The sequence below is a fragment of the Deltaproteobacteria bacterium HGW-Deltaproteobacteria-6 genome (genome assembly GCA_002840435.1).
Classification (GTDB): domain Bacteria; phylum Desulfobacterota; class Syntrophia; order Syntrophales; family Smithellaceae; genus UBA8904.
This window is the reverse complement of the sequence record PHAT01000003.1, coordinates 215,511-242,062: the sequence shown is the minus strand read 5'-3', so window position 1 is coordinate 242,062 and position 26,552 is coordinate 215,511. Positions and strand designations below refer to the sequence as shown.

Sequence of the window (26,552 nt, the reverse complement as noted above, 5' to 3'; positions counted from 1 at the left end):
AAATGTTTCGCTACCTGTCCATGATCATTTGCCTCACGCTTTTGAGTGTTTTATGTCTGGGTGCAACAGCGGAGGCGCAGAAAATGCTGAGTATCCAGGTTAAGGAAGGGCAGCTGCGGGCCACGCCGTCGCATCTGGGTAAAATCGTCGCCAGGGCATCCTATGGCGAACGGGTGGCCGTGCTCGATGAAAAAGGAGACTGGAAGAAAGTGTCCGTCGCGAGCGGAAAAGCTCAGGGATGGCTGCATGCCACGGCGTTGACGAATAAACGGATCGCTTTAAAAGCCGGACAGAGCAATGTGGGAACTTCCGTTTCCGGCGATGAGATTGCCCTGGCGGGCAAGGGCTTCAGCGAAGAAGTGGAAGCCCAGTACCGCAAAAGCAATAAAAATCTTGATTACAGCTGGATCAACCGCATGGAAGCCATCAAGGTCTCTCCCGAACAGATGGAGAGTTTTATTGCCGGCGGACGTCTGGCGCTGCGCAGGGAAGGAGGCAGGCCATGACTAAACAAAGCTGGCAAACAGGGCTGGTCCTGCTGACTTTGATTATCCTGGCAGGTTGTGCCGCCGTGGAAACGGCAACGACCGTGGCCACGACGGTGGGGCAGGCAACCGGAACGATCAGCAGGGAACAGGGCGAATCCATCCGCAAAAGTGCGAAGGCCGTCGCAAAGAGCCTGGAAGATTTTACGCCTGAGCAGGAATACTATATCGGACGAACGGTCGGCGCGGTGGTTCTGGGAAAGTATCGGGCCTTGCCGGACTCCAGGGCTAATGCGTATCTTAACGTGCTGGGACAAACGCTGGCACAGGCTTCCGACATGCCTGAACTGTTCGGCGGGTATCATTTCATCGTTCTGGATTCCGACGATATTAATGCCTTTGCCACACCGGGAGGGCACATCTTTATTACCCGCGGACTGGTTCGCTGCTGCCGGACGGAAGATGCGCTGGCCGCGGTTTTAGCGCATGAGATCGGCCACGTTCAATTAAGACACGGCATGAAAGCCATTGAGAAAGCGCGAACGACGGAAGCCCTCTCGATTTTAGCTCAGGAAGGCGCGAAATCCTTCGGCGGCCGGGAAGTCGCGCAATTAACTCAGGCTTTCGGGGGAGTCATTTCCGATATTACCAACACGATGATCAATAAAGGCTATTCCCGATCTTATGAATATCAGGCCGATGCGGCGGCGGTGTCCATCCTTCAGCGGCTGAGTTACAATCCCGGCGCGCTGGTCGATATGCTGAATGTAATGGCCCAGCAAATAAAACCGGGCGGATCTGATTTTGCCAAGACGCATCCTTCGCCGCAAAATCGTATTGCCGAATTAAAAGATGAAGGGAAAGCTTTGGGAGGCGGCGAAACACCCGCCATCCGTAAGGAGAGATTTACCAAAGCAGTAGGCCATCTACTGTAGGAATAAGAACATGGATCTTAAAAAAATATTCCGTTTCGGCAAATCAAAGCTTGTGCAGGGCCTGCTGGCGGGTCTGATTGGCGTTGTGTTTGCGATGGGCTTTTTTCTGCCGGGCTTTCTTTCCCGCTGGGAGGCCAAGACCTGGGACTGGCGGGTCAATCTCCTGGCAAAACCGTCCGCTGCCACCCCGAAGATCCGCTTGATTCTGCTCGATCAGAATAGTCTGGACTGGGCCAAAGATGAAAACAGCCTGTCCTGGCCCTGGCCCCGCGAAGTGTATGGCACCATCATCCAGTTTTGTAAGCGCGCAGGCGCAAAGTCGCTGGCCTTTGATGTGCTTTTTACGGAACCCTCCAAATACGGCGTGGCGGATGACCGGGCCCTGGCTTCCGAAATCCTCGGCTTTAAACATTTTGTAGGCGCTGCTTTTCTCAGTAAGAAAGAGGGCAGCGAAAAACGCTGGCCTGAATTTGCTCCGCCCCCGGCATTGAAAATTGCAGGACTGGAGAAATGGCTGGCGGATTCAGGACATCACGCCTTCGTTCGGGCCTCTTTCCCCGTGGCGGAAATATCCGCCGCCGCCGGTGTTTTAGCCAACGTGCACCTGAATCCGGATGCCGACAGCGTTTATCGCCGGGCGGCCCTTTTTGAAGTCTTTGACGGCAATATTTTACCATCGCTGGCTCTGGCGAGTTACTGGACCGCAAAACCGGATACGGCTTTGAAAATTTATCCGGGAAGCTTCATGCTGGGCGACAGGGCAATACCTATCGATGCCGCAGGCCGGGCCATCCTTAATTTCCGCGGCCCGTCGGGAACTCACAAAGCTTACAGCGCCGCGTCGGTCATTCAGAGTGAACTGCGGCTTCAGCGCGGAGAAAAACCTGTTATCGAAAATATCGATGACTTCAGAGACGCCTATGTGCTGTTCGGATTCTCGGCGCCCGGCCTCTTTGATCTTCGTCCCACGCCTGTTTCCGGCGTCTATCCGGGCGTGGAAATTTCCGCCACGATGCTCGACAATATGCTGGCCAATGATTTTATCCGTCCTGTTCCCCCGGCCATGGTGATCATTCTGACCCTGCTTATCGTCCTTTTGGCCGGATGGGCGACAGCTTCGGCATCCGGCATTGCCCGAAGTGTGCTGGTCTATGTGTTCTTTATGGGTCTGCCGGTGGTCCTTTGTCTGATCGCTTATCGCCTGGGCTTCTGGCTGCCGCTGATGGTTCAGGAGGCGGGGGTTGTCGCGACACTTTTCAGCGCGGGGCTTATTTATTACACAACCGAGGGCCGTCAGAAACTGTTTATCAAGAATGCCTTCAAACAATATTTGAGTCCCGCGGTTATTGAACAAATCATCGCGCATCCCGACCGTCTGAAACTGGGCGGCGAGCGAAAAGTGCTTTCCATCTTCTTTTCCGATCTGGAAGGCTTTACCGGCATCTCCGAAGGGCTTGATCCCGAAGCGCTCACCCGTCTGCTCAATGTGTACCTTACGGCCATGACCGACATTATTCACGAGGAAGGCGGCACGGTGGACAAATACGAGGGTGATGCGATTATCGCCTTCTGGAACGCACCGCTTGAACAGCCTGATCATGCAGTTCGCTGTGTCCGTGCCACACTGCGCTGCCAGGCGAAACTCGCCGAAATGCGCCCTGCTCTTCGGGAAAGCCTGGGGAAAGATTTGAAAATGCGCATCGGTGTCAACACCGGTTATGCCGTGGTCGGCAACATGGGTTCCCATTCCCGGTTTGATTATACGATGATCGGAGACGCCGTCAATCTGGCGGCGCGCCTGGAAGGCATCAACAAGCAGTTTGGCACCTATATGCTGATTTCGCAATCCACCATGGAACAAATGGCCGGCGCCTTCCCCGTGCGCGAAATTTCCCGTGTCGCCGTCGTTGGCCGTAAAGAGCCTGTGGTGGTTTACGAGCCGATGCTGACGGATGATATCGATCAACAGAAGAAAAAAATGATGGAGCAATTTTCTGAAGCACTGGCGTTGTTCTATCGGGGCGACTTTGCTAAAGCCCGGGCGTTATTCTCCGACATGGCAGGCAGCGATGCCGTAGCAAAAGCTTATATAACCAAATGTGATGACCTTATTGCCAGTCCACCGCAGAACTGGCAGGGTGTTTGGGTGATTACCACAAAGTAGGATGAAGACCGAAGGCTGAAGGCTGAAGGTCTAAGCGGAAGGCGCAATGTGCTGACTGTTGCTAAAGATTCTTAAAGAGTGGTTTATGAAGCGTTTATTGAAATGCAAAGACATTGTGCGCAATATCTTTGCCTCTATTTAGTCCTTCGGCCTTCAGCCTTTAACCTTGAACTTTCTTCCCCACATGCAGCCAGGTGATGCCGAAGGTGAGAGGATATTTTTGCACGTCAACCATGCCCGCTTCTTCCATGAGTTTTGCGAATTCGCCGGGGGAGGGGAAGTTCATGATGGAGTCGGCCAGATAATAGTAGGCGGCGGGATTCTTCGAAAATAGTTTTGCAAACGCGGGCAGCAGATAATTCAAATAGACATAGTAAATCAGTTTAAAAAACCGGTTCTGGACAAACGTCATTTCCAGCACCATCACCTGTCCGCCGGGGACGGTGACGCGCAGCATTTCGGAAAGCGCTCGGGTGCGGTCGGGAATATTCCGGATGCCGAAAGCGATGCCCGTCACATCGAAATGGCTGTCCTCAAAAGGCAACTGCAACGCATCACCCTGCATGAGGGTGATTCTGCCGGCAAGGTTTTTCTTTCGCACTTTTTCTTTTGCCGCTTCGACCATTTCCGGAACAAAATCAATCCCCGTAACTTTTATTCCCGGATGCATTTCGGCTGCGGCAATGGACAGGTCTCCCGTGCCGCAGGCGACATCCAGGTAGCGGTTTGTCCGGAAGAAACGCATTTTTTTTGCGGCAAATTTTCGCCAGGCTACGTCGCGCCTGAGGCTTAGAAAGCGATTCAAAAAATCATATTTGCCGGTGATGGTGGAGAAGATCTCCTTCACCATGCGAATGCGTTCCTGATCCGTGATTGTTTTTATCTGAGGATATTTTTCGGGTGCTGATTCTCCCATGAAGTGATTTGTCCTTAAATTCTAATATCTTTTAGCGGGTTTGGTCTTACGCTTGTTGAAAAAGAAGGATTCACGGGTTTTGGCCCCTCCTGCATAGCGCTTTCCCTGATAACCGCCGCGGCTGCCCCTTTCGGCGTAATCGATTCTCACGCGCCGCTGGGCATACTTCTCCTTGCCTGCCCGGGCGATCAAAGCTTCGGCAAACTGGGGTTCCACTTCAAAGTACGAATTGCAGAGCTCCACGTCCACATTGGCAATGCGCAGATGGGCGATGTTGGCCGCCTCCAGCAGATACGCCGTGAGCTTTTTGGCATTGAATTTTTCCATCTTTCCCAGATTGACGGAAAGGCGCGCCATGCCGCCCGATACGGATTTAGCGTGAACAGGCTGGGCCTTAACTTCTTTTTTATGAGATACGTTGATGTCGGTTGCGTTGCGGTAGTAACTCAGGAAGCGATTGAACTCCTGTGAAACGAACCGCGCAACGATGTCTTCTTTGCTGAGCGTTTTAAGCTGTTCCAGCGCCGCAGGCAGGAACGGGTCGATGTCCGCGTGCTGAATTTCCGTATTTTTGAGTTTTTCCACCAGGTGCAGCAGCTGCTTTTCGCAGACTTCGGCGCCGGTGGGAATTTTGACTTGCTGAAATTTTTTGCCGATCTGTTTTTCGATCTGGCCTACGCGAAACACTTCTTTGATATTGACGATGACAATCGAAATGCCCGTTTTGCCCGCCCGTCCGGTGCGGCCGCTGCGGTGGGTATAGTTTTCAATATCGTCAGGCAGATTGTAATTGATGATATGGGTCAGATCGACCACGTCAATCCCGCGGGCGGCGACGTCGGTTGCCACCAGCATCTGTAAATTTCGCGAACGAAAACGATTCATGACGGAATCACGCTGCGCCTGCGAAAGATCGCCGTGCAGCGCATCGGCATTGTATCCGTCTTTCATGAGCATGTCGGCCACTTCCTGTGTCTCCGTTCGCGTACGGCAGAAGATAATGGCATAAATGTCGGGGTAAAAATCGGCAATGCGTTTGAGCGCAAGATACCGGTCCTTGGCATGCACCACGTAATACTGATGAGAGACGTTTTCCGCGCCGGTATTGCGCGTGCCGACGGTGATTTCCATCGGTTTCTTCATGTAGCTGTGGGCGATGGCTTCAATCCCGCGCGGCATGGTGGCGGAGAAGAGGAGTACCCGTTTCTCCGCGGGGGTGGAGGCCAGCACACCGTTGAGTTCTTCTTTAAAACCCATGTTGAGCATTTCGTCCGCCTCATCGAGCACCAGCCATTTGATGGCGGAGACATTCACTTTTTTCCGGTTGAGCATATCCAGCATCCGCCCCGGTGTGGCCACAACAATCTGCGCGCCTGCGGCCACCTGATGAATCTGCGTGACAATATTGGCGCCGCCGTAAATCGGTACGACATTCAGGTTGTCGATATATTTTGCCATATTGCCCAAATCATCCGTGATCTGGAGGCAGAGCTCTCTGGTCGGGGCCAGAATCAACGCCTGGGTTTTCTTGGAAGCGGTATCGATCTGTTGAATAATCGGAATGCCGAAGGCCGCGGTCTTGCCTGTTCCCGTGTGGGCCAGGGCGACCAGGTCCCGGGTCTGATTCAGCAAAAAGGGGATGACCTGCTGCTGCACGGGCATTGGTTCTTCAAAACCCATCTCGCTTATGGCCTTCAATATTCTTTTGTCGATCTCCGATTCGCCAAATGTCGTCATTTTCGTGTTCATGTTTAACCTTGCTTTCTTCTGTTTTTCTCGCACAAATATTTCTTATAAGTATATCTTATCCGTGTTTTCCACAAGAAACATTTTTATCCGGGCTCCGGAACCATCACTTCGCAGTTCCATATTTCTTCGGAATTTCCAAAATTCTTCGGCAAGGCTGAATGCATGATGATGAATGATCCCGCGCCTCTTGTTGCCTCATCGGCAACGTTTACGGGTTCGCTGAAAGAATAACAATCAACGCAGGGAGGACGGTTTAAAAGCACCCATGCGGGCGGCAGAATCGCTCACCTGCAAATTAAATTAAGAAAAGCCCGGATTGGTCATCGCCCATCCGGACTTTCTTTTATCCTGACCGGATCTTCATAGAAAGAATCCGTTGCATATCATTATGACATACATGAGTACTCAAATTCCCATAATGGAACATTCCTATTCTCACAATGAGACGATGTGGTGAAGTCATCATCCATCCCGTCTGAGCATCACGCAAAAAATCTTTATATTCAAATATTTACAATTTTTCTTTATGACCCGAGGTCCTGGCACGTTAAATGCGATAATCAGAAATTGATGATTTCAGTCCCGCCCTATCCGCGGGACATCGCAAAACACCTGGTTTTTCCAGGTTCTTAAAAAATGTCTAGACACAAGGGCTTTGTTCAAAGCCCAGGAAATTTATGAAACAACAAAGCACCGGGTCATGATGAAGTCTGCGTCGATTTGTCGGGGCGCAGGAAAGTCCATCATACGGAAAACGCATTAATCCGGCCGCTCAGACAGGTTCGCAGTTGCCACATCATGTGGCTTACTATTCAGGAAAGGAGGTCTGGAGCATGCAGTACCGCAACGGGTCGTTTCGTCTTTTCATTTCATGTCATTAACCTGTGACACGGATAACAAAGCGGAAGGAATATTAATAAGAATCATACTGAGGAGGGGTTTTATGGAAGTTGCAAAAACAGTAGAAGAAGTTAATGGCATTGAAGTTGTTGATCCGGCAAAGCACACAGGGAAAGTTGCTGCGGTCGCGTTTGCCGGATATACTTTCGATGCCGTTGACATGGTAATTACAGCATTGGCCTTGCCCTTGATCATGAAGGAATGGGGCCTGAATATGATGCAGGCAGGAACGGTTGTGACTGCGCTGCTGATCGGCGCCTGTTTCGGCGGATTTATTTTCGGGCCGATCGCCGATAAATTCGGCAGAAAAAAAGCATTGATGTGGTGCATTGCCTTTTTTTCCGTTACGACAGCGCTTGCGGGATTTGCGCAGGATCACATTCAACTGGCCGTCCTGAGATTTGTCGCTGGGCTCGGGCTTGGCGCGGAATGGGCGCTGGGAACAACCATGATTGCGGAATTCTATCCCGTTGAAAAAAGGGGAAAAGCCAGTGCCTGGATGATGATTGGCTGGCCTGCCGGTTATTTTATTGCCCTCGGCCTGCAGGCCGCGCTGGTGCCGCTTTTCGGATGGCGGGCTCTTTTCTTTGCCGGCACGGCAGGCATGATCCTGGCCGCTTATATCTGGTTGTATATTCCTGAATCTCCCGTCTGGCTCCGGGCTCAGGCAAAAAAGAAACTGGGCGCTTCGACAGCAAACCCGGTTGCCGCGGTGAAACTGATGGACCTTTTCAAACCCGCCAATATTAAAATCACGTCGCTTACCACCACCATCTGTTTATGCGCCCTGATGACTTACTGGGCGGTCAATACCTGGCTGCCGACACTGCTGCTGCAGGAAAGAGGCTTGAAACTGAAAGGTGTCATCCTTTATCTTGTCATGTTCAACATCGGCAATGTCATCGGATTTATCTTCGGAGGACGGATCGGTGATAAACTCGGCAAACGCAATGTAATGGTAGTCAGTGGCGTTCTTTCCGCAATCATGTTTTATGTCTGGCTGGGCATGACCACCGACATGACGCTGTTCCTGTGGCTGGGCGTGCTTTACCACGCGGTCGGAGCCACGTTCTGGGCCACCTTGCCGGCTTTTATCGCCGAACAGTTCCCGACCAACATTCGTGCTTTTGGCACGTCCACCTCTTATTCCGCCGGCCGTTTTGCTTCGACATTGATACCGATGGCCCTGGGCGCTGCGGCAATGAAATACGGACTTTCGGGCGCTATTGCCTTTATGGCCGTATTTTATCTGATCGCCTCGGCCGCGACATTCATGTTGCGGGACAGGGCAAATATTGAAGCGTAGTTTTTAATCGAAGAATTTACCATCGGGCCGGTTTGAGTTGGAGCGCGTTTGCTTGCAGTCAAACCGGCCTTTGTTTTTAGAATACAGGGTTGGACATCAACGATTTATTCGCTGAACAAATATCCCACAAATTACCCGCCGGGCATTTATGGTCTTTATTACCTTGAAATGCCGTGTGTCAAAATTTCAATCCAATGATTTTAAACATTATTTTACTTTCGATTATTTTCAAAAGAGTATAAAATTAATTAAATATCGGAAAAAGTCTACTAAGTATATTAAATGTTAAAAGCTATTGTCAGAACATGAGAAAATCATGAAGCTAAGTGATACCATTCTAGATGATGAACTATTTAGAGAAATTACTCACTTCTTCGTTGAAAAATCATCAGAGTCAGAAGAGGGTGATAACCCTGAATTCATCAAGTTCTACAAATTGAGTTTAGACAAGGTTTCTAAAGAATCGGTTGAAACAATTATTCAAATGAGTGGCTCACCTATTGAGCGAATATTTTTAGGATCTTTGCTACTTGGTTCCATAAAGTGGTTTCCATATGGTATTGTGATTCACCAAACATACAAAGATACAAATTCTGAACTTACTGAATTTCGTGATTATCTGGATAAATTTTTTGAATTCATCGAGTGGTACAAAATGAAATTCGGATCATTCAGCGCAATTGATGAATACTTAAATGAGCAGGTTAAATCAAAAAAAATGGATAAAGCAGAACGTGATTTTATTAATCGTCTAATGTTTCGATACGTGTATCTTTCACTTAAGGATAGTTGGCACATGACCCTGCAACCTAAATTTCCGGATATTATAATTAATGGTAGATCAATTAGGCCAGATTTATTGTTGTGGATGCCATCTGATACAACTCGGAAATATATCGTAGAATGCGATGGATACGAATTCCACAGTAATAAGGATACTTTCATATCTGATAGAGCAAGAGATCGAGAAACACAACGTCTTGGATATTCTACTCTAAGGTTTTCAGGTTCCGAGATTGTTAAAAACGTTTCTGGGGTAGCTACAGAAGTATTACATATGCTTGAATCAGATGCGGAAGTATCAGAACTTTAACAAATGCATACCCCCGACTTTACCCGCCGCTACGCTTTGGGCAAAGCGAGTGATGTCAGCGTTGCACCTCTCAAGTCGTAATTCACAACATCATTCATAGGCACACACCTCTTGTAAAATATGCCTCAAAAATACTTCCTCACCCTTGCCATCTCCTGAAAATTGAAGATGGCGATCCGGGTGAGGAAGCATGAAAGAGGAGACTAGTACCTACTTGCATAAAAAGATGTCATTTCGAAGAAACGAAGTGACTGAGAAATCTTTAAAATCGTTGAAAAGATTTCTCCCTCCGGTCGAAATGACAGAAGGCGAACTTATGCAAACAGGCGGCTAGTGTTTGTTACATCTCCAGATACCCTGTTGCTCTGCTGCTTTGATCAGCTCATCGCGGGTATCGGGATGGGCGATGCTGATCAGGAGTTCGGCGCGTTCACACGTGCTCTTGCCCTTGAGATCCACCGCGCCATACTCCGTTATCACATAATGCGTCATCGTGCGGGGAACCGTTACAATGCCGCCGGGGCTCAAGGTGGGAACGATGCGGGATTTCTTTTCGCCGGTTTTGCTTTCTTTGAGAGAAGACAGGCAAACGATGCCTTTGCCACCTTCTGATTTAAAGGCCGCATTGATGAAGTCCAGCTGGCCGCCCGTGCCGGTGATGTGGCGGATGCCGGATGATTCGGAACAGACCTGTCCGTAAAGGTCAATCTCGATGGCGTTGTTGACGGAGACCAGTTTATCGTGCGCGGAGGCGACATTTACATTATTGGTATAATCCACGGAGCAGCTGGCCGCTGACCGGTTCATGTGCAGGAAGTCGTATAATCTCTGAGAACCCAGGGCAAAGGTATAAACCATTTTGCCCTGATCAAAGGCTTTGCGGCGGCCGGTCATCACGCCCGCTTCAAACATGTCGATATAAGAATCCACCAGAACTTCCGTGTGACATCCCAAATCTTTCAGATCGGAGTGGGCAAGCATTGCTCCCACGGCATTGGGCATGCCGCCGATGCCCAGCTGAATAACCGATCCGTCTTCAATCAGTTCCATGACATGAGCCGCAACGGCTTTATCCACGTCGGAAGGCGGAATGAAAGGCACCTGGATCAACGGTTTGTTGTCCGTCTCGACGATCATGTCTACATCCGATATATGAACCGCTTCATTGTTGCCGCCCAGACAATAGGGGGCTTTGTCGCAGACCTCGACGATCATCTTGGTCGCCTTCTTGACAAAACAATAGGTGTCGGAATTGGAAACGCTGAAGTTGAAGTAGCCATGGTCGTCCATCGGGGCCACTTTGATCATGACCACTCCCGGCTCAACATAGCGTCTGATGAGTTCCGGACCTTCCTGGTAAAGCATCGGAATATAATTGCACAGGCCCTTGTCATGCAGGATGCGGTCGCCGCCGCTGAAATGCCAGGAGTGATACATAAAGTGATCCCGCGTCTCGTCGCAGGCGCCCACCTGCGCGAGTCCCGGATACGTCACCCCGTAAACTTTCACATCCTGCAATTCGTCTCTTCGTTTTGCCAGATAGGGATCCAGAAAGGTCGGCGACATGGCAAAATGCCCGTAATGGACTTTGTCGCCCGATTTTACAACATTCACCGCTTCTTCCGGAGATACCACTTTGCTCTGATACTCATTCATCACACCCATTTGTCTTCCTCCTATTGCCCCTTGGTATATTTGATTGCTGATTTATTCATTAATCTTAGCCAGGTTTTTTGCCCATTTGATCTTCTGCGGCAGATTGCCCAGACGCTGATACATGACCCGTTGGCTCTGAGGGGGACCGGCGCCGTGCATGCTCTCCACCAGGCAGGTTCCGCCCGTCATGTTCTCAATCAATCGCAATATTTTCATCCGTGTTTCCGCAGGCACACCTTCCACGCCTGCCAGATATTTCCGGACATGCTTTCCGGTTTCCGCGCTTCTCAGGTCCTGATCAAAAGGAAGCGTCGCCATGATCCCGCCCGCGATATCATGGGCCAGACGCGATATTTCATAGATGTTCCGGGTAATGTTGTGCTTGGTGCAATTGGCGAGCAGCGGATCGGGATAGAAGGAGCCGCTTGCTGTTTTGGAGCCCATGGCAGAGCAGGCGACGGAACCGGCATAAACCGTTTCGGTCAGATGCATCATCTCGATGAGCTTGTCCTTGATGTGGGAAGCGCCCGCCGTTCCCTGGTACTGGGCGGCCAGCGCCGTGGCGCCGATAATGATATCGGACACGCCGCCTTTGCATCCCCCGTAATTCTGGCGGTGCAGCGTGGCAAACCTCTCGACCAGCATCCCGCTGAAATCGATCTCGCCGCACATGAAAACCCTTTCCCAGGGAACAAACACATCCTCGAAGATAATGAGGGCCTCTCCGCCGACGACTCCGAATTCCGTGTTGCCGGCATCAATGCCGTCTTCGAGCTTTCTTTCTTCATTGGACTGACGCCCGAAGATCAGGGTAATGCCGGGTGAATTGAGAGGAATGGCCGCAGCGATGGCATAGGCTTCATCTCCCTTCGCCATGTTCTGAGTAGGCATGATGAGGATTTCATGGCTGTTGACTGATCCTGTCATGTGGGCCTTCGCTCCCCGAATCACGATGCCGTCGTCCCTTTTTTCTACGACATGCGTGAACAGATCCGGATCGGACTGTTCACCGGGACGTTTGGACCGGTCGCCCTTGGGGTCTGTCATCCCACCGACGACCATCCGGTTCTCCGATTGAATGTACTTTAAGAACTCAACAAATCGTTTGAAGTATGACGTCCCTTTGGCCTCATCGATCTCATAAGTGGTTGAGTACATGGCATTCATGGCATCAAATCCGACGCATCGCTGGTAACAGCTTCCCGTTTCATGAGAGATGAGCCGGAGCATTAAAACTTTTTTGATCAGATCATCCACGGATTGGTGAATGTGCGTAAAACGGTTGATTTTGTTTCCCGTGAGATGGCTGGTGGCCGTCATCAGATCTTCATTTTCCGGCCGGAGCGCCAGTTCATAAGTCTTTGCCGCCGCGTTGATATGGGGAATCAGCGCCGGATGGGTGGTGACATCCTCCACGCGTTTCCCCTTGTAATAGACATTCAAATTTTGCTTCTTTAGACTTTCAATATAATCCTGCTTTGTTTTGATCATGTTCTTCCCCCATTGTTTCATGATTGTGTATAAAGTGCTTCCGTCATCTGCAGCAAAGAGCGGTCATTCTTCCGGATGGCCAGAATCTTTCCGTAAACCGCGGGCAATAGCGAACTGATATAAAATTTTGCCGTCAGGGTTTTTGCCGTATAAAATGTTTCATCGCCGTTGCCGTTCCCGGCTTTTCGGGAGGCAATGGCAGCCTGCCAGATCAGCATCCACCCCATCACGACATCCCCCACAATTTCCAGATAAGGCGACGCCCAGGAATAGGCGAGAAATGAATCATCCGTTTCCGTTGCGGACAGGAGCTCCGTCGTCAGGTATTCCAGGGCCGTAATGCTTTTTTCAAGTTCGGCGGCATAATGAGACAAATCAGCAATCCCCTTCGCTTCTTCAATGGCCGTTTTCATGTTATCCAGCAGAGCGGCAAGAGCCGCGCCTTTTTTCATTCTGATTTTGCGGCCGAAAAGATCCAGGGCCTGAATGGCGTTTGTCCCTTCGTAAATGGACGTAATCTTGCTGTCCCTGGCGCACTGTTCAACCTTGTATTCATGACAATAACCATAACCGCCGTGGACCTGGATGGCTTTCACGCAGGTTTCAAAACCCTTGTCCGAACAGTAGGCCTTGCAGATGGGCGTCAGGATCTCGACCAGATTCTGCCATTTGAGTTTTTCCTCTTTGTTGAGCGTCACGGCCTCCCAGTCCATGCAATGCATGGTATATAAAATAAGAGCCCGCATGCCTTCCGTATAGGCTTTCATCCAAAACAGGCTTCTCCTCACATCGGGATGGGCGATGATGGCGGTCTGTTCGGAGCCTGCCGCGCCGAAAGCCGTTCCCTGTTTTCTCTCCGTTGCAAAATGAAGGGCGTGAAGATAGGCCGTTCCGGCCTGCGCCATGCCCTGCATGCCGACGAGAATCCGCTGCTCGTTCATCATGTGAAACATGACCTGGATGCCTTTTCGTTCGGGGCCCAGAAGTTCGGCCAGGCAGTTGCCGTTGTCGCCAAAGTTCAACACCGCCGTGGCGGAACCTTTCATGCCCATCTTGTGCTCGATTCCCGAACAGGTAATATCGTTGAATTCTCCCGGCGCGCCGTCCTGGGCCACCCTGATCTTCGGCAAGACGAAGCAGGAAAGGCCTTTGGTGCCTTCGGGGTCCCCCTCAATCCGGGCCAGCAGAATATGAATGATGTTTTGAGTCAGGTTCTGCTCGCCCCCGGTGATGAAGATTTTGCTGCCCGTAATAGAATAAGTGCCGTCCGTGTTCCTGACGGCTCTGGTTCTCACGGCGCCCACGTCTGACCCGGCCTGCGCCTCCGTCAGGTCCATGACACCGGCATACCGGCCTTCATAAAGAGGGATCATGTATTTTCTTTTCTGTTCATCCGTACCGTAGAGTTCAATGACCTTGGCTGCGCTGTGGGTCAGCCCCGTGTATCCGGTCAGGGAATGATTGGCGGCAAAGAACATTGTGCTGCACGCATAGTGGATAGAAAGAGGAACATGCTGCCCGCCGACATTGTAATTCTCCGGCAGGCTCATCCATCCGCCTTCACAAAATTTCTGAAAGGGCGCCCGATAAGCTTCGGGAACCGTGACCCGGTTGTCCTGCCACTGGCAGCCGATCTTGTCGCCGATGCTGTTGGCGGGCGCAAAATCATTTACGGCCAGCTTCTCCGCAGCCGATATGATCATTTCAAACGTTTCTCTGGAATGATCCTGAAACCGTTTTGCCTCGCATAAGTCCTCGACGTTTAATTGTTCATACAGAACAAAGCGGGTATCCCGCAGGTCCATTAATTTATTTCCCATTTTTAAAATCCTTTTCCCTTGTGGCCGGTATGTCCCGGCCTTGATCTTTTTGATTGGATATTGCTAATCTAGTCAACTCGGATAACCGCTGCATCACCCTGGGCCAGGCCTCCGCAGATACCGCAGGCGCCGATGCCGCCGCCGCGCCTTTTCAGTTCATACATCATGGTCAGCAATATCCGCGCGCCGCTGGCGCCAACGGGATGTCCCATGGCAATGGCGCCGCCGTTGGGGTTCGTCTTGTCCATGATTTTCGTCCACTGATTTTTATTGCCGTTGGCCATGATTTTCGCCGACACCAGCGGCATGGCGGCAAATGCCTCATTGATTTCGAAAACATCGACGCCTTCCATGGCGAGACCGGCCCGCGCTAAGGCCTGTTGAATCGCATAACCCGGCACTTCCGCCATCCGCCTGGGTTCGCGGGCCATACTGGCCATGGACAAAATGGTGGCCAGCGGCTTTACGCCCATTTCGTCGGCGCGGGATCTTTTCATGATGATCACCGCTGATGCCCCCGCATCAAGCCCCGGTGCGTTGCCGGCCGTGACGGTCGGGCTTCCGTATACGGGTTTCAGTTTGGCGAGGCCCTCGATCGTGGAATCGGCCCGGGGAAAATCATCCTCGGCAAACATTTTGGCCGGCCCTTTTTTCTGCGGTATTTCGACAGGCACGACTTCATCGGCGAACTTGCCGGCTTTCTTTGCGGCCTGATATTTCTGCTGAGACCCCAATGCCCACTGATCCTGCATTTCCCGGGTAATGCCATGCTCCAGGGCCACTTCACCGGCATCCCGAGCGAGGATGCCAAATCCATTGTATTGAATCGGATTGAGATGGTCGACCATGGTTACAGGCGCCAAGCCCCGTCCCCAGCGGTGGCCGTTTAAGACAACCGGCGTGTTGCTCATGTTTTCAGCCCCGACTGCCATGCAGACTTCGGACTCACCGAGGCGGATCGACTTTTGGCCCAGCTGGACGCAAACCAGAGAGGAACAGCAGGCCCTGTCTACCGTAAGGGAGGGAAGGTCGTCCGGTAACCCGGCTTTCAGCAGGGCCTGCCGCCCGATCACATTATAATTCAAAGCCGCCTCCGACTGGATGCACATCCCGTAGTACAATTCGTCCAGATCGCCGCCCGTGAGTCCTGAGCGCTCCAGACACGCCTTGATGGCAATAATTCCGAGATCCATGCTGTGTATATCGCGAAGCATGGAACCAAACCTGGAAAACGGCGTTCTCACGCCACTGACAATTACGACTTCATCTTTTTTATCCATGGGTACAACAGACTCCTTATTTGTTTAATTGTTATGTTTCTCCGGGATCTTTGCTGTGATTGATTTACAATGTTCCCGGGGGCTGTCTTCTCGCAAACCCGGCATCACCAGATCGTATATCCGCCATCGATCACCAGAGTGGACCCGGTCATGTAGTCGGAGGCTTCCGAAGCCAGAAAAATTGCAGCCCCTACAATCTCCTCGGGCTTGCCCAGGCGTTTGAAGGGGATTTTAAAGTTCAGGAATTTCCGATGCGATTTATTCTGCTGCTGATATTGGGTCATTTCCGTTTCGAAAAAACCCGGGGCAATACAGTTGACATTAATGCCGGATGACGCCCATTCCAGCGCCAGCGCTCTTGTCATATGGGCGATGCCCGCTTTGGAAACGCAGTAGGGCATGGCAATACTGGCGGCCATGTTTCCCAGAATGGATCCGACGTTGATGATTTTGCCTTTTTTCTGCTTCAGCATGATTTTGCCGACGCCCCGGGAAAGTAAAAAAGCTGATTTCAGATTGGTGTCCATGACATGCTCCCAATCCTCAAGGGTCGTATCAACGGCTTTTTTCATGGGCGCGATCCCCGCATTATTGATGAGAACATCCACACGACCCTAGTAGTCCCGGGTAAGAGCGACCAGCCGCTCGATGCTTTGGGGATTGCTGACATCCACCGGCATGGCAATCGCCTGGCCGCCTTTTTTGATGATTTCATTGGCGGTGAGTTCGATCAGATCAAGCGATCTGCTCGCCACAACAACCCTGGCCCCGGCCTGGGCCAGCCCCAAAGCCATTGCCCGGCCCAGCCCTTTGCTGCCACCCGTTATAATGGCCACTTTGCCCTCAATCCTGAATTTTTCCATGCAGTCCATAAAATTTGAGATCATTTCCTTTCCCTGTTGCGGGCAAATGCCGCGCCGATTTACTGATGAATTTGCATGCCTTGTGCCATAGATGCTTCACCGTTAAAACATTTGTATATCATTGTTATTGTTATTAATTAAAAATTTACTTGCTTGTTGCCTGATTCTATGGTTAAAAATCCATCCCATTATGAGACAACTAGTTGTCTCATAATGGGATATGCAATGCTAATTTGTGTCAATATGGAATAGTGATCTTCAGGCCGGGGGAAAACATGGAAAAACCAAAAAATTCGCCAAAGAAGCGTAATTTACCTGTCGCGGATCAGAGAATCGTCAATTATGATGAAGAGCATCAGCGCACGCGGAAAGAATGGGAAAAATTCATCAGTGGCGGCACTGAACTGGACGAAGCCGTTATCCCGAATGAAATTCTGGAGTCGTGGATCCGCTGTAAAAATTATGGTGTCAATCCGAAAAAAGCGGTCATCAACAACGTCCTGACCGGAAACCGTTTGCAGGACCTGCAAAACAGAAACAAAGACTTAATCAAGATCAGCTGGCCGTTTATGCGGCATCTTTATAAGTTTGTGGAAGGCTCGGGGATCATCGTTGTCCTGTTCAACCATGAAGGTTATCTGCTGGAAATTATCGGCGACGAGCACGTTATCACGCATGCCAGAACCGGTAATTTCGTGCCGGGGGCCTACTGGGGTGAAGAGTCGGCCGGGACAAACGGCGTCGGGACCCTGTTAAAAGTACAAAGGCCCATTCAGATCTTCGGCTGTCAGCATTATTGCCGGAATTTTCACCGGGAGACGGGTTCCAGTGCGCCGATTTTCAATCCGGAAGGCGAATTCATCGGAGGGCTTGTCATGACGGGCCTCTACTATAAAGTCAACCCTCACACGCTGGGGATGACGGTTGCGGCGGCCATGGCCATCGAGAACGAACTCCGTATCAATAAAGCTCTGATCGAGGCTCATGTCGCCAACAGCTATCAGAAGACCGTTATCTCATCCATTCCGGAAGCGCTGATCGCGATAGATAATGACGGCCTCATCTCACTCATGAATGACAATGCCAAGAACATGTTTTTTTCGCAGAACAAATGGGTGGAGCATAAAAATATCCACGAGGTTTTCGGTGATAAAAACGGCGAATTCTTTCGGATGATCGAAAAGAATCAATCCCTGATCGATGTTGAAGTGCGGATTTTCTCCGATGATGTGGCAAAAGACTATACGCTGACCAGCAATCCCATTTTATCCAACAACGGGGAGCTGATGGGAAAGATCATCATCCTCAATGAAATCAAACGCGCGAAGATGCTGGTGACCAAAATGATCGGCGCCAAGGCCAATTTGCGATTCGAAGATATCTGCGGGATGAATCAGGGCTTTCTGGAAACCATCCGGCAGGCCCGCATGGTCTCGCAAAGCAATTCCAACGTTCTGCTGCTGGGTGAAAGCGGTACGGGCAAAGATATTTTCGCACAGGCGATTCATAATGCCAGCAAACGCAGAAACGGTCCTTACGTGGCCATCAACTGCGGCGCCATACCGAGGGATCTGATTTCCAGTGAACTGTTCGGCTACACGGAGGGTTCGTTTACCGGGTCAAAGCGCGGCGGCAACCAGGGAAAGTTTGAACTGGCGGACGGAGGAACGATATTTCTGGATGAAATCGCGGAAACCCCCCTGGAATTGCAGGCTGCTCTCTTAAGGGTCATTGAGGACAAATCCATTGTGCGAATTGGCGGATCCAGTGTGCGGCCGGTGGATGTGCGCATCATTGTGGCGACCAACAGGCATCTCAAAGAAGAGGTACGGAAGGGAAATTTCCGCGAGGATTTGTATTATCGCGCCAACGTCTTTTCCATCAATATGGTTCCCCTGCGGGAACGTCTGGACGATATCCCCCTGCTGATCGATTATTTCATCAATAAACACAGCAAAATAATGGAAAAAGGCATTGACCGGGTTGACGAAAAAGTCACGAATATTTTCATGAACTATCCATGGCCGGGTAATGTCCGGGAGCTTCAAAATGTCATTGAACGCATGATGAACTATTCTCAAACCAATGAACTGACCGCCGATCTCATCCCGGAAGAAATCTTTCATTTTCAGAAACAAACGCCGCTGATCAGTGAAGAGTTTGAGGCGACAAAGGACATTGAACGCCAGATGATTGTCAAGATGCTGCAGTTGAACATGTCCAAAAGCGAAATCATCAAGAAGTTAAAAATATCCCGCAGCACCCTTTACCGCAAGCTGGAACGCTATAATCTTGAATAAGCCTTTACACGAGGCGTCGTCGTCGATTTCTTGGCCATAACAGTCAACGGCATCTGAGGGTTAAAAGCATTTTTTAAGCAATGACTCCGGCGGAAGGAAAACCGGTGATGCCGGATCCTGCCATCAATATAAGCGTCCGTAAGCCATTCATGATTTATTTTTTTGCCGTTCTTTGATTATTTTCAGCGATAGTATCCGCTGCCGACAACCCAGCCGAACGGTTCAAACGCCAGTACGTAGGATCGCTTGGGCTGCGCTATGGTTTGTCCCTTTCTGGTAAACTGGTATTCGACATATCCGCCGCCGGCTTTCGCGCTGGCCAGAAATTCTTTCACATAATAAACGCCTTTGGCGTCCTTATCCCCGATCCGGTTTCTTCCCTCCACATCCTGGCGGCCATATAATACAACATTGACGCCTTCCTTTGTATCGGCCCAGAAATATCCATCTGTTCCGTACCGCAGTTCCCTGAGCAGGCTGGATCCCAGTTGTTTGGCTTTCGCCAGGGTCATTTCTCCCTTTTGATGCCGGGCATAAATAGCCGCGAGCATGCTGACCGCAGTTTCCACCTCGCTTTTAATCAGCAGATCCTGCGCCGCAATATCAACATGCGCTTTTCCCTGTGCCTGCGCCGCGGCAGGCAAACAAAATATACTCATACATACCAAACCAACCAGCATGGTCATCCATATCTTTTTCATACATCCCTCCGTTATCGTAAACCTTTTTTTCTGGACACCCCTGTGGCGTCCGCGGCCAGCATCGCGTTGAAAACTTTTTCAGGCGTGATCTCGCCTGCTTCATGATGGATGCCTTCCTCGGGTGCGCAGGCTTTCCGCGCCACTTTCATCAGGTCTTCCCGACCGGCGTTGGCAAGACCGATGTCGGCAAGCGTGGTCGGCAGGCCGATTTCCTCACAAAAGGAAAACACGGCTGCCGATTCCTGAGGTGAAGCATCGGTAAGCTGCAATCCCGTCAAAACGCCGAAGGCGACTTTTTCACCGTGGTAAAACGAATGGGTTTCCGGAAGCGCAGTCAATCCGTTGTGAATGGAATGGGCTGCCGCAAGTCCCGCACTTTCAAACCCGATGCCGGAGAGCAGGATATTGGTCTCGACGATATGGCTCAATGCTTTTGTCACAATATGTTTCTCGACGGCAATTTTAGCGGCGGCGCCGTATGTGAGCAGCGTATCATAACAGAGCCTGGCCAGATGCAGTCCCGCGAGTGTGCTGTATCCGCCGCAGGCGTTCGGCGACTGCGTGCGGTCGCAGGACCTGGCTTCAAACCAGGTGGCCAGCGCGTCGCCCATTCCGGAAACCAGAAAGCGCGCCGGAGCATCGGCGATGACGGTTGTGTCCACCAGCACCACCTGCGGGTTGGTTTTCTGGTAATAAACGGAATCGAATGCGCCTGCTTCCGTATAAAGGACGGCGCAGCCGCTGCAGGGTGCATCCGTCGAGGCAATAGTGGGAACGATGATGACCGGGATTTGAGCCCGGTCGGCGGCGATTTTTGCCGTGTCGATGGCTTTGCCGCCGCCCATGCCGATGAGGACGTCCGCCTGCCCGCGATCAATAACCCCGGCCAGCCGGTTCAATTCTTTTTCACAGCACTCCCCATGAAACGAGTCGATAATAATCGCGTCAGCCTTTAACGCATCAGCACAGGGGCCAAGTATTTTTTCTTTTGCCGAGCGCGACGCCAGGATCAATCCTTTTTTGCCGAACCACTGCACCCAATGGGGCAACTGGTTTAAGACTCCTTCGCCCTGGATGTATTTTCCGGGGAAAACCGATTTCAAAAACATCGTTGACCTCCTTCATTGGTCTGATGGTTTGTTACACCAGTCTTTCTTGAAAATCAAATCATCATCCTGCCCGAGTCTGCCACGTTCCGCGGACATCATGGCATTAATATATTTTTTGCAACAGTATCCCGTTGATTTCTCAGGGATGATGCTGTAAATGATTGAAGCTGTCAACAGGCTGTCTCTAATACGGTCAAATGGGGAAGAAGATGAAACTATTCATTACCGGCGGCGCCGGCTACATCGGAAGTCATGTTCTGCAAACATTGGGGAAGGCAGGGCATGAAATATTGACGTACGACAATCTTTCCACGGGAAATGAGTGGGCCGTTCTTTACGGACGTCTGGTCAAAGGTGATCTTGCCGATACACAACTGCTCAGTGAAACTCTTGATGGTTTCAGACCTGACGCCGTCATCCATTTTGCGGCTTCAATCCAGGTGGAAGAATCCGTTCGGGAGCCGCTCAAATACTACCGGAACAATGTCATCAACACATTGAATCTTCTGGCCGTCATGCAGAAATTCAACATCAATAATTTTCTTTATTCCTCCACGGCCGCCGTCTACGGCATTTCTGAGAAAACCCCCGTCGATGAAAATGAACCCCTGCGGCCGATTAATCCTTACGGCGCCTCCAAGGTTATGGTCGAACAGGTCCTGCAAGACCTGACGCAGGCAACCGATTTCCGGTACATCGCCCTGCGGTATTTCAATGTTGCCGGGGCTGATCCGGGATGTCTTATCGGCCAGGCCTATAAGGAACCAACCCACCTGATGACCCGGGCGCTGAAGACGGCCCGCGGCGAATTCCCCGAACTATTAATATTTGGCACTGATTATCCCACTCCTGACGGCACCTGCATCCGGGACTACATTCATGTTAATGATCTGGCTGAAGCTCATGCGCTGTCCCTGAATTATCTGCTGGAAACAGGAAAGGCGGAAGTTATGAATTGTGGATACGGCCACGGATTTTCGGTTCGGGATGTTGTGACAACGGCCAGGAAGGTTACCGGCATCGATTTTGCGGTAGTGGAAACATCAAGACGGGCCGGCGACCCGGCACAGTTGGTTGCCGATAGCACAAAGCTGCGCCGGATGACCGGCTGGAAGCCCCGTTACGACAATCTGGAGTTCATCATCGATACGGCCTGGAAATGGGAATTAAAACTCGCCGATAAACTCAAACAAATACGTTGATCCAAAAACGGTACAAAATGGCCGGTGTCAAAGATTAGCAGTCGCTCCGGCAGCAATGAAGGACAACCCCTTTGTATTCCCTGTTTAATTGGTCAAAACAGCCCGAACTTCGCTTGATCTCTTGCCACCATTAGACGGTCATCCTGTCAGACTCGCCTTATTCATGGCTGGCGTTGGTCTAAAAATTACATAATCATCATTGAATGCCGGGGCGAATTGTGTTTATGAATAGACATGCCATACGGGAAAATATCATGATTCAAAAATCCAAACCGGTCGAGATTGATTTTAACTCCGGATTCCAGCGGGCGATTGCGCTGATGGAGGAGACGCAAAGAAATATCCTGATTACCGGGCGGGCGGGTACGGGAAAGTCGACGCTGCTTGCATATTTCCGCGATCACACCGGAAAGAAAGCGGTTATTCTGGCGCCGACGGGTGTGGCGGCGGTTAATGTTGAAGGTCAAACGATCCATTCCTTTTTTCATTTCAAGCCGAATGTAACGGCGGCGTCGATCAAAAGAAAAAAGAAATCGGAAAAAGACAAATCGACCATCTACAAAAAGTTGGTCACCATTGTGATCGATGAGGTGTCGATGGTGCGCGCGGACCTGCTGGACTGCATCGACAAATTCCTGCGTCTCAACGGTCCGGATGAAAAAGAGCCTTTCGGCGGCGTTCAGATGATTTTTATCGGTGATCTGTATCAACTGCCGCCGGTGGTCACGTCTGCGGAGCGGGACATCTTTAAGAGCCATTACCCGACGCCCTATTTTTTCAGCGCGAAATGTTTTGACCAGTTGGACATTGAATATGTCGAACTGGAAAAGGTCTATCGCCAGAAAGATGATGAATTTGTCCGGCTGCTCAACACCATCCGCAACCGCTCCGTGACGGATGAAGATCTGGCGCAATTTAACAAACGCTGCGATCCGCAGTTTGAAGCGCCACCCGGTTCCTTCTATCTGTCGCTTACCAGCACCAATGCTCTGGCTGATACGATCAACGAAAAACGTCTGGCTGAATTGACGGGGAAGATCTGGAAAGCCGCAGGCCGGATAGAGGGGGATTTCGGCAGGGAATATCTGCCGACGGCCGTGGATTTGAAACTGAAAAAAGGGGCGCAAATCATGCTGCTCAATAATGACTCCTTCGGACAGTGGATCAACGGCACCATCGGCAAGATCAAAAAGTTCGAACCCGATGACGACGGCGAAGATGTGATTGTAGCCGAGCTGGACAACGGCGACACGGTTCGCATTTCCCCCTATACCTGGAAAATCTACCGGTTCTTTCTGAAAAACGAAGAGCTGCGTTCGGAGGAAGTCGGGTCGTTTACGCAGTATCCGGTTCGTCTGGCCTTTGCGGTCACCATTCACAAAAGCCAGGGGAAAACTTTTGAAAACGTGGTGATTGATGTGGGGCGGGGCACGTTTGCCCACGGACAGATGTATGTGGCTCTTTCGCGCTGCACGACGCTTGGTGGCATTGTTCTTAAACAGCCGCTCACGAAAAATCACATTATGATGGACTGGCAGGTGGTGAAATTTCTGACGGGTCTTCAATACGCGCAGGCCGCCAGAACCTTCAGCCGCGAAGATAAGCTGCAAATGATCGAAACAGCGATCATCGAAAAGAAGAACATCGAAATCCTCTACCTCAAGGGACAGGATGAAAAAACGCGCAGGATCGTCCGTCCCTTGTTGATGGGTGAAATGGAATACAAAGGACACCCTTATCTGGGACTCACCGCTTTCTGCCTGGCCCGCAGGGAAAAGCGCATTTTCAACGTGGATAAAATTCTGGAAATTACCGAGCCGGGACAAGAATCGTTATTGCAGGATTAACCGGTGCAGGGTCTGCGAAAATAGCCTGCCGCGGACGTTGGACGCTTTATTTGATCAGACCGCTTCCGTCGTTATGGGCTAATTGACTTTCCCTTCGCTGAGCATCTGTCTTTCAATGGCGAGAATGGCCCTGCCCAGCGCCGTATCCAGTTGCCGGTTGTCATGTTCAAAGTCAATACCGATAAACTGGAGGTTGGTTCTATCCTGAGGGGGCGATGCATTACACACTCTGGCCTCTATGTTAAATTCCGTGGAATCAATGATTAATTTAAATTTTACGATATTCCCGTAAAGGAACAAATTTGATTTGGGATAGGAAAATTTAGCTCCGCCGATGGAGATATCAATTAAATTAATTTTTTCTTCTTTGAAAAAAAGGCTGATATTGCTCTGCGAAGGCGGTTTAACGCGGAAATGCATGCGGAAATCCAGCAGATCCGGTTTTCCGTATGGCTTCAGAACAAGCGCTTCCACATTATTGTTTGCGGAAATCTGATAATTGGCAATCAAATCAATGAACCGCGCCGAAAGGCCGAAGCGCAGAGTGCGTGTTTCGACATTGCCTAAAAAAGTAACCAACATTCTGCGATTAAGGAAGTGACGGGTTAATGCAGGAGATGTTTGCGAAATAATGATATTGCTGTTTTCGTAATCATAAACCAGGGCCTTCATATAATGGGCGCCGCTTGTATTGATTTCATTTTCGAAAACGACATCAATTCGCGTTCCGATTTTCAGTTCCGGTATCTTTAACATTAATGACTCATAAATCGTATTTTAAATGCTGCCTGGTCAGGCATTATATTGCCTTATGATGCAGCATAATAAAATGATCGAATTTAATCAAATAATTTCTGGTCTTAATCGGGTAAAATCGTCTTCGACAATGACGGCGCGATTAATTTTGCAGGTAAAGTGTTTCAGGCCGTCATCAGACCCTTCAGATATTTCGACCGTTCGTCTTCCGGGAACTTTTCTATGGCATAGCGCAGCATCGTGCGGGGCATTTGATGATAATGCGCATTGAGAAAATTTCTTTCCACCATGCAATCCCGCTTGCCCACTTCACGCAGCATCCAGCCTGTGGCTTTGTGCATCAGGTCTTCCCGGTCAGTCAGCAGTAATCCGGCAATTTCCAGGGTGTCGTCAAATTGCCTGTTCTTGATGAAGTGAAAAGTGGCAATGATCGCTATACGCCTTTCCCAGAGGCTTTTAGAGCGTGCGAGGGTATAAAGCGGTTGTCTGTCTTTATCCATAAGCCACGGGCCGACAATCCGATACGCGGACAGATCAACCAGGTCCCAGTTGTTGATGTATCGGGTATTTTTCAAATACAATTCATAGACGGCTTTTTGACTGGCGGGGTTGCCTTGAGAAAATTTTTGCACCAGCAATAACAATGCGCACAGGCGTTCTTCATGGCAGACGGACTTGAGGAGGCTCTGAACCTCGCCCAGCGGCGCATTCTTGAATTTTTTCGCCTGTTCCCGCAGCACCGGCACCCGGATGCCGAGAAAACGATCTCCCTCTCCGTATTGGCCGATGCCCGTCTTAAAAAACCGTTGCGAGTGTCCGGCTATCTGCGGATCGGCGAGTCTTCGTAGAATTTTGCTGATTTCCTGTGCTGTCATAGCTGGTTTGGATGGCGAAGGATTCTATAGCAATAATTCCATTTCTAAATCAATGATGATATCGCGACAACCCCCATGTTTGGGGGCACGCAAGCCAACACAGATAGCGCTTGATTCAGACATGGAAAAGCTTCGATACGAAAATGGAGATGAAGTACAAGGCCGACAAAGACAGAACAACTGCGCCGGCCCTGGAAATCTGTTTGTCGATCTTTACGATCAGCAGGTCCCAGTCTGTTGCTTCCGCTTTGCGCATCATTGCCGTGAGCGATTCCCGATGTGACATTGCGGTTTGATTTTCATTCAACACCATCTGCATGGTAGAAATACCGGTTGAGGTCTGCATGACTTTTACTCCCTGTCTCTTGATCCGGGTTACATCAGATATTTTCTGACGGAGGCGGTGATCACGCCGCCTATTTTCAGTTCTTCTTTGGGATATATTGTTGGATAAGCCGGGTTGGCTGCTTCCAGAACAATTTCCCTGCCCTGCCTTTGGAAATATTTCATGGTCCACTGGCCATCGACTTCGGCCAGAACAATATCGCCTTTTTTAGGGGTTCGGTTCCGCTCGACAATAACCAGATCGCCTTCCATGATGCCGGCGCCGATCATTGAGTCGCCGGTAACGCGCAACAGAAAGGAGGAATCCGGTTTATCCACGAGGTATTCATCCATGGATACGACATCGTGTGCGCTTTCTTCGGCTGAGACGGGAAGGCCTGCGGCAACATTGCCGACCAGGGGAATGCCGAAGGAAATTCCCGATAGTTTGAGAAAGCCCTGCGCGTCTTTCTCCAGAATGCCTTTTTCGATCAGCTTCTCGATCCAGTAGGATACAACGCTTTTCGAACGCACCTCGAAAAGATCCATCATCTCGGTGTAAGTGGGCATGCGTTTCTGGTTGCGGTAAAAAGCAACCAGGCTTTGTTCAATGGATTTTATGTCACGGGTTTTTTTCATGGCCCTTTATATATAGAACGTGCGTTCTATTGTCAAGCACTTTTTTGCGCGGTATAACCTTATCGATCATGCGGGGAGGAAATATAACGAATACAAGGGCATGCCATGCGTATGGGACCTCATGGGATCTTTGGTTATCAG

At 50.4% G+C, this 26,552-nt stretch carries 23 protein-coding genes; 8 read left to right on the top strand and 15 right to left on the bottom strand.

Translation table 11 applies throughout. The annotated features are described in order from the left end of the window. Window positions 1-20: 20 nt before the first annotated feature. From CVU71_07865 to CVU71_07855, 3 genes are read left to right on the top strand one after another with little or no spacing between them, the layout of a single operon-like run. Entirely contained in the window at window positions 21-506 is a 486-nt protein-coding gene (locus tag CVU71_07865; GenBank protein PKN19535.1) for an SH3 domain-containing protein, read from the top strand. Continuing rightward, entirely contained in the window at window positions 503-1,420 is a 918-nt protein-coding gene (locus CVU71_07860) for a peptidase M48 (protein PKN19412.1), read from the top strand. The genes CVU71_07865 and CVU71_07860 overlap by 4 nt, the downstream gene beginning before the upstream one ends. A gap of 10 nt (window positions 1,421-1,430) precedes the next feature. Continuing rightward, entirely contained in the window at window positions 1,431-3,584 is a 2,154-nt protein-coding gene (locus CVU71_07855) for an adenylate/guanylate cyclase domain-containing protein (protein PKN19411.1), read from the top strand. 160 nt (window positions 3,585-3,744) lie between these two features. Here the strand turns inward: CVU71_07855 and CVU71_07850 are convergent, their stop codons facing one another. From CVU71_07850 to CVU71_07840, 3 genes are all read right to left on the bottom strand, one after another. Continuing rightward, window positions 3,745-4,500: a bifunctional demethylmenaquinone methyltransferase/2-methoxy-6-polyprenyl-1,4-benzoquinol methylase UbiE gene (locus CVU71_07850; protein ID PKN19410.1), complete on the bottom strand. Its 756-nt coding sequence runs from the start codon at window positions 4,498-4,500 to the stop codon at window positions 3,745-3,747. 21 nt (window positions 4,501-4,521) lie between these two features. Then, window positions 4,522-6,249, bottom strand: coding sequence for a hypothetical protein (locus CVU71_07845; protein ID PKN19409.1), 1,728 nt, complete (start codon window positions 6,247-6,249; stop codon window positions 4,522-4,524). Window positions 6,250-6,332: 83 nt separating this feature from the next. After that, window positions 6,333-6,512 (bottom strand): hypothetical protein, encoded by a 180-nt coding sequence (locus CVU71_07840; protein ID PKN19408.1) that lies wholly within the window; start codon window positions 6,510-6,512, stop codon window positions 6,333-6,335. Between the two features lie 608 nt (window positions 6,513-7,120). On the opposite strand from CVU71_07840, the gene CVU71_07835 reads away from it, so the two are divergent. Next, complete coding sequence (locus CVU71_07835) at window positions 7,121-8,455, top strand: hypothetical protein (protein PKN19407.1); 1,335 nt, start codon at window positions 7,121-7,123, stop codon at window positions 8,453-8,455. A 316-nt stretch (window positions 8,456-8,771) separates the two neighbouring features. Next, window positions 8,772-9,548, top strand: coding sequence for a hypothetical protein (locus CVU71_07830; protein PKN19406.1), 777 nt, complete (start codon window positions 8,772-8,774; stop codon window positions 9,546-9,548). A gap of 330 nt (window positions 9,549-9,878) precedes the next feature. Here CVU71_07830 and CVU71_07825 read toward each other — a convergent pair whose 3' ends face one another. The 6 genes from CVU71_07825 to CVU71_07800 form a co-directional block, all read right to left on the bottom strand. Continuing rightward, on the bottom strand, window positions 9,879-11,213 hold the full coding sequence (locus tag CVU71_07825; protein PKN19405.1) for a butyryl-CoA:acetate CoA-transferase: 1,335 nt from the start codon (window positions 11,211-11,213) through the stop codon (window positions 9,879-9,881). Between the two features lie 42 nt (window positions 11,214-11,255). Further along, window positions 11,256-12,695 carry a 4-hydroxybutyryl-CoA dehydratase gene (locus CVU71_07820; GenBank protein ID PKN19534.1) on the bottom strand — a complete coding sequence of 480 codons (1,440 nt, stop codon included), beginning with the start codon at window positions 12,693-12,695 and terminating at the stop codon, window positions 11,256-11,258. Between the two features lie 17 nt (window positions 12,696-12,712). Then, window positions 12,713-14,515, bottom strand: coding sequence for an acyl-CoA dehydrogenase (locus CVU71_07815; GenBank protein ID PKN19404.1), 1,803 nt, complete (start codon window positions 14,513-14,515; stop codon window positions 12,713-12,715). Between the two features lie 68 nt (window positions 14,516-14,583). Next, window positions 14,584-15,795: an acetyl-CoA C-acyltransferase gene (locus tag CVU71_07810; protein ID PKN19403.1), complete on the bottom strand. Its 1,212-nt coding sequence runs from the start codon at window positions 15,793-15,795 to the stop codon at window positions 14,584-14,586. Window positions 15,796-15,899: 104 nt separating this feature from the next. Continuing rightward, on the bottom strand, window positions 15,900-16,403 hold the full coding sequence (locus CVU71_07805) for a hypothetical protein (GenBank protein ID PKN19402.1): 504 nt from the start codon (window positions 16,401-16,403) through the stop codon (window positions 15,900-15,902). Window positions 16,404-16,409: 6 nt separating this feature from the next. Continuing rightward, window positions 16,410-16,682 (bottom strand): hypothetical protein, encoded by a 273-nt coding sequence (locus CVU71_07800; GenBank protein ID PKN19401.1) that lies wholly within the window; start codon window positions 16,680-16,682, stop codon window positions 16,410-16,412. A 251-nt stretch (window positions 16,683-16,933) separates the two neighbouring features. On the opposite strand from CVU71_07800, the gene CVU71_07795 reads away from it, so the two are divergent. After that, complete coding sequence (locus tag CVU71_07795) at window positions 16,934-18,958, top strand: sigma-54-dependent Fis family transcriptional regulator (protein ID PKN19400.1); 2,025 nt, start codon at window positions 16,934-16,936, stop codon at window positions 18,956-18,958. A gap of 182 nt (window positions 18,959-19,140) precedes the next feature. Here CVU71_07795 and CVU71_07790 read toward each other — a convergent pair whose 3' ends face one another. Next, on the bottom strand, window positions 19,141-19,659 hold the full coding sequence (locus CVU71_07790; protein PKN19399.1) for a hypothetical protein: 519 nt from the start codon (window positions 19,657-19,659) through the stop codon (window positions 19,141-19,143). A gap of 11 nt (window positions 19,660-19,670) precedes the next feature. Continuing rightward, entirely contained in the window at window positions 19,671-20,768 is a 1,098-nt protein-coding gene (gene gldA / locus CVU71_07785; protein ID PKN19398.1) for a glycerol dehydrogenase, read from the bottom strand. Window positions 20,769-20,977: 209 nt separating this feature from the next. Between gldA and galE the strand changes: the two genes are divergently transcribed. Beyond that, complete coding sequence (gene galE / locus CVU71_07780) at window positions 20,978-21,970, top strand: UDP-glucose 4-epimerase GalE (protein ID PKN19397.1); 993 nt, start codon at window positions 20,978-20,980, stop codon at window positions 21,968-21,970. 254 nt (window positions 21,971-22,224) lie between these two features. Further along, on the top strand, window positions 22,225-23,817 hold the full coding sequence (locus tag CVU71_07775; protein PKN19396.1) for an AAA family ATPase: 1,593 nt from the start codon (window positions 22,225-22,227) through the stop codon (window positions 23,815-23,817). 78 nt (window positions 23,818-23,895) lie between these two features. Here CVU71_07775 and CVU71_07770 read toward each other — a convergent pair whose 3' ends face one another. From CVU71_07770 to lexA, 4 genes are all read right to left on the bottom strand, one after another. Continuing rightward, window positions 23,896-24,573 carry a hypothetical protein gene (locus CVU71_07770; GenBank protein PKN19395.1) on the bottom strand — a complete coding sequence of 226 codons (678 nt, stop codon included), beginning with the start codon at window positions 24,571-24,573 and terminating at the stop codon, window positions 23,896-23,898. A 164-nt stretch (window positions 24,574-24,737) separates the two neighbouring features. Beyond that, window positions 24,738-25,448 carry a DNA alkylation repair protein gene (locus tag CVU71_07765; protein PKN19394.1) on the bottom strand — a complete coding sequence of 237 codons (711 nt, stop codon included), beginning with the start codon at window positions 25,446-25,448 and terminating at the stop codon, window positions 24,738-24,740. 115 nt (window positions 25,449-25,563) lie between these two features. Next, entirely contained in the window at window positions 25,564-25,794 is a 231-nt protein-coding gene (locus CVU71_07760) for a hypothetical protein (protein PKN19393.1), read from the bottom strand. A gap of 29 nt (window positions 25,795-25,823) precedes the next feature. Continuing rightward, window positions 25,824-26,411, bottom strand: a complete 588-nt coding sequence (gene lexA, locus CVU71_07755; GenBank protein PKN19392.1) for a repressor LexA — start codon at window positions 26,409-26,411, stop codon at window positions 25,824-25,826. Window positions 26,412-26,552: the final 141 nt, after the last annotated feature.